Below are 4,292 nucleotides of genomic sequence, written 5' to 3'. Positions count from 1 at the left end.
TCCAGGTTCCTCTCCCGTCTATACTGTGCCTCCAGCTCCTCTGCGCTTTCAGTCCAATCGATTGGGGCAATCCTACGACCCATTCCCCAATCCTACTATAGGTGTCACCTCGAGGGAGATTTGGTATAACATAAGAAGCGCTTGCTTCTGACGCCGCGGCGCAAGCCGTTAGCTGCCGCCTTGGTTCTGCTCCATGGGGTGACGCGGTATGTTGACCAGAGAAGAGATCGTTGCGTTGCTTCGGAAAAACTATCCTTATCTGGCCGCCGAGTATGGCGTTGGCAGAATAGGTTTATTCGGCTCTTATGCCAAAGGAGAGCCGAGCAGCGCAAGTGATATTGATATTGTTGTCGAGTTTGAGCGCCCGATAGGCTTCAAATTCGTAGAATTGGCAGAATATCTTGAGAATCTATTGGGCAAAAAGGTAGACCTATTGACCGTTGGCGGCATTCAAGGGATAAGAGTAGCGTCTGTTGCCAAGTCCATTAGGGAGAGCATCGTGTATGTCTGAGCGCACGGATAGAGAATTTTTAAGCGACATCCAAGAAGCGATTCGCCGCATACACGCTTACACCGCAGGCATGACATACGAGGCCTTCCTGACAGATACCAAAACGCAGGATGCGGTCATTCGGAACCTGGAGATTATGGGTGAAGCCACGAAGAATCTTTCGGAAGGGATACGGGCGAAGTATGGCGGAGTTCCCTGGAAGAGTATGGCGGGTGTTCGAGACAGGCTGATCCATCATTACTTTGGTACCAACCTCGAGATAGTGTGGCAGATTGCTGCTGTTGAACTAACGTCCGTAGCTTCGCAGCTAGAGCAAATCTTACGCAGTGAGTTCTCTTGAGCAGGGCGACAGCTAACACGCGGCTGGAGCCGACCTTGCTGCGCTCGGCGGCTGAGCTCAAACGCTGGCTGCTTTTGGCTGCAATACCAGGTGAGCTGAATGGAGGATGTGCTTCCTCGCACTTCAAACACGTGCACGGCAGCGCAACCATGGTGCGGTCGCTGCTGGCCGCCGACCTGGTGGAGCTGGAGCCCAACCTGAACCATAGCGACCTTAGTGCGTTGGTGGGGGCGCGGCTGTTGGCGGAGGTGCTGGCGGTGTGGGCCTGAGATGGCCCTATGAATCGAGTGGACTTCGAACGCCCCTTCCACCACGATTCAAGACGTGGGTATAAATCATGGTGGTCTTGACATCCTTGTGGCCCAATAGCTCTTGTACCGTGCGGATGTCGTAGCCCGATTCAAGCAGATGGGTAGCGAAGCTGTGGCGCAGGGTATGGACGCTGGCGTGCTTGTGAATACCTGCTGCGCGTACGGCTTTTTTCATGGCGCGTTGAACAGCGTGCTCGAGCAGATGATGCCGCCCTACCCGTCCCGTGCTGGGGTCTTTTGAACGATGAGCCGCAGGAAATACATACTGCCAGCCCCACTTCTTGGCCGCGTTGGGGTATTTACGAGCCAGAGCGTAGGGCATCTCGACCTCACCGAAGCCTTCTTCCAGGTCTAGCTGGTGCAGATGCCGGGCGTACTCGAGCTGCCGGTGGAGCGCCGGAACCAGTTTACGTGGGAGCATGGTTCGCCGATCTTGCTCACCCTTGCCATCCCGAACTGTAACCTCCAGCCGCTCGAAATCCAAATCCTTCACCCGCAGGCTCAGGCATTCGGATAGGCGCATCCCGGTTCCATACAGCAGGCTCAAAATCAGATGGTGGATGCCCGACGCACGAGATAAAACCTGCTCTACCTCGCCACGGGTGAACACCACCGGAACCCGCCGAGAGCGCCTGGCCCTTTCGATGTTCTCGATGTTGGGCAGGTTGACTTTCAGCACCTGGCGGTACAGGAAGAGCAGTGCTGAGAGGGCTACATTTTGAGTGGAGGCCGCCACGTTGTTCTCGGTAGCCAGATGGGATAGGTAAGCCCGGATTTCCTCGACGCCCATCTCCTTTGGATGGCGCTTGCCGTGAAAGCGAATGAAGTCTAATATGTAATACGCATACGAGGTTTCCGTGCGTCGGCTCATATGCTTGAGCCTCAAAACATTGCGAACTTCGTTGAGAAAGGGGGAAGTTTTGGGCGAATACCTTTTTGGGTCATTAGGAACATCCGACATATCCGATAACATCCTAGAATCTACAAACCACCTTACCCAAATCAGGCACTGCAGTTATGTTTAGAGCATGAACCGCCGTGCTTACCCATCGGACGTCCGTGATGAGGAATGGGCTCTGGTGCTGCCCTATTTGACCCTCGCCCCGCTGGAAGCACCCCAGCGCAAGTACGACCTGCGCGAAGTGTTCAACGCCCTGCGCTGGATGGTTCGAACCGGTGCTCAGTGGGACTACCTGCCCCACGACTTCCCACCCCCCCATATCGTTCAGGCGCAAGCCTACCGCTGGATGAACCGGGGGGTCTTCGAAGACCTGGTACACGACCTGCGCATGACCCTGCGAATGCTCCAGGGCAAAGCCGCCCATCCCAGCGCTGCCATCTACGATGCTCGCACCCTACAGTCCACCCCGCAAAGTGGGGAGCGGGCCGGATACGATGGGTACAAACGACGCAAGGGAAGCAAAGTTCACCTGGCGGTAGATACCCTGGGGCATCTGCTGGCCCTGGTAGTAACGGCGGCCAGTGAACAGGAACGGGCCCAGGTGGGAGCCCTCAGTCAACAGGTGCAGGAAGTGACGGGGGAGCAGGTGGAAGTGGCCTTTGTGGATCAGGGTTACACTGGGGAGGAAGCGGCACAAGCGGCAGAGGCGGAAGGCATCGCCCTGTGTGTGGTCAAGGTGGAAGGGGCCAAACGAGGATTCGTGCTGCTGCCGAAGCGTTGGGTGGTGGAACGTTCGTTTGCCTGGACATCCCGGTTTCGCAGGCTGGCGCGAGACTATGAGCGGCTGGCTGAGACCTTGCGAGGTTGGCACTGGTTGGCTTTTTCGATTCTGATGACAGCGAAAACTGTGGAGCTTTTACGAACAGCTAGTTAGCAGGCTCTAGGAAGACAAACGTAAACCATCCAGAACTTTCGGTAAAAGCAGAATGGAGAAAGCCAGCCAGTGAAAACCCTTGAGGGGCTCTGTAATATGAAATCCTTTTGATTCATTCCCCTAACATCCCCCCGGCCACCAGTGAAATAGGGTGTAGCGCTGGATAAGCGCGGGCTGGGTTTGTAGGTAAGCGCACCGGGCTTCCACCTTGGCCCACAGCTCCTCTTCATCCTGCACCTGCCCATTGGCCACGACCGCGTCAATGAGCCCCCAGGTTCGTTCTACCGGCTGCAACTCGGGCGAGTAGGGGGGCAGATAACACAGCCCCAGGCCCCTGGCTGGCTCCACCCGCCCCGAGGTGTGCCAGCCAGCCCGATCCAGCACCACCAGTACCAGCTTGCCCGCCCCCGCCCCCCGTAGCCGGGCAAAGGCCTCCAACACCAACTGGAACCCCTCCCCCGAGACCGAGGGCAGCAGCCAGTACCCGGTCTTATGAAGGCGTACACATACAGCCAGCGATAGCGGGGCCGCTCCTGCGCTAGCGGCGTCCTCCCTCGCAAGGCCCATACCCGTCGGCGGATGGGCTTCAGCCCTATTCGGTGCTCATCCAAGCCCCACACCTCCAACTCCAGTTCAGGAAAGAGCAGCCTGAACAGGAAAACCATCAGAAAGAGCTTTTTTTGAAAGCCTCCTGCCGCTTCGCATCCGCCTCCCGGTGGCGCAGCGGGGCCAGGCCTAGACGGCGCATCCAGTACCAGGCCCGCCGCGCATCCACCGGACGCCCCAGCCTTTCAGCCAGCCACTCCGCGGCGTTGCGTATGCTCCAAAGCCCGTCCCTGGGATGGGCCTGGCGGAAGGGTTCCTGGAGTTTGGGCGGTACGAGGGGGGCCCGGCCTTTGTTCTCGTGCCGCAGATTCTTCATAGGCAGGCCCTGATTGTAGCGGTGGATCACCCGGAAGTTGGCATCCGGCCTGCGCACCACCTCCACCGTCCACCCCAAGGTGCGCCGAACCCATTCCTCGAACCTGCGCTTGTAGCCCCCATCCACAAACAGGTGCGATAACCGCTTCGACAGCCCCTGGGTATCCACCAGCAGATGCCGTTTGCACCCCTTGACCTTCTTGCCCGCGTCATACCCCCTGACCCCCAAACGGAAGTAGTGATAGACGATTTTCCAGTGGGGCAGGTCGCAGGGCATCCTGCGCCAGGCGCAACCGGCGCGGGTGATGTAGAAGAGGCCGTTCAGGATTTCCCGCCAGGGATGCTCCCGGGGGCGATGGGGGGCGGCGGAGGGG

General features: G+C 58.3%; 6 protein-coding genes. 3 read left to right on the top strand and 3 right to left on the bottom strand.

The genetic code is table 11. The features are described 5' to 3' along the window. The first annotated feature begins 208 nt into the window (after positions 1 to 208). Together Mlute_RS14175 and Mlute_RS14170 are read left to right on the top strand one after the other, a co-directional pair. Positions 209 to 511: a nucleotidyltransferase family protein gene (locus Mlute_RS14175; RefSeq protein ID WP_119361215.1), complete on the top strand. Its 303-nt coding sequence runs from the start codon at positions 209 to 211 to the stop codon at positions 509 to 511. After that, positions 504 to 851, top strand: coding sequence for a HepT-like ribonuclease domain-containing protein (locus tag Mlute_RS14170; protein ID WP_119361214.1), 348 nt, complete (start codon positions 504 to 506; stop codon positions 849 to 851). Before Mlute_RS14175 ends, Mlute_RS14170 begins: the two co-directional genes overlap by 8 nt. A 276-nt stretch (positions 852 to 1,127) precedes the next feature. Here Mlute_RS14170 and Mlute_RS14160 read toward each other — a convergent pair whose 3' ends face one another. Next, on the bottom strand, positions 1,128 to 2,123 hold the full coding sequence (locus Mlute_RS14160; RefSeq protein ID WP_119361213.1) for an integron integrase: 996 nt from the start codon (positions 2,121 to 2,123) through the stop codon (positions 1,128 to 1,130). A 67-nt stretch (positions 2,124 to 2,190) separates the two neighbouring features. Between Mlute_RS14160 and Mlute_RS14155 the strand changes: the two genes are divergently transcribed. Continuing rightward, positions 2,191 to 2,997 carry an IS5 family transposase gene (locus Mlute_RS14155; protein WP_119342530.1) on the top strand — a complete coding sequence of 269 codons (807 nt, stop codon included), beginning with the start codon at positions 2,191 to 2,193 and terminating at the stop codon, positions 2,995 to 2,997. A gap of 120 nt (positions 2,998 to 3,117) precedes the next feature. On the opposite strand, the gene Mlute_RS14150 is transcribed toward Mlute_RS14155, so the two are convergent. Together Mlute_RS14150 and Mlute_RS16555 are read right to left on the bottom strand one after the other, a co-directional pair. Beyond that, positions 3,118 to 3,564 carry a transposase gene (locus tag Mlute_RS14150; protein ID WP_119361212.1) on the bottom strand — a complete coding sequence of 149 codons (447 nt, stop codon included), beginning with the start codon at positions 3,562 to 3,564 and terminating at the stop codon, positions 3,118 to 3,120. 97 nt (positions 3,565 to 3,661) lie between these two features. Beyond that, on the bottom strand, positions 3,662 to 4,292 hold a 631-nt coding region (locus tag Mlute_RS16555), incomplete at its 5' end, for a transposase (protein WP_147371113.1).

It is taken from the genome of Meiothermus luteus (assembly GCF_003574085.1).
Lineage (GTDB): Bacteria > Deinococcota > Deinococci > Deinococcales > Thermaceae > Meiothermus > Meiothermus luteus.
Note: the sequence above shows the minus strand (reverse complement) of the source record. Positions and strands in the feature narration are given on the sequence as shown.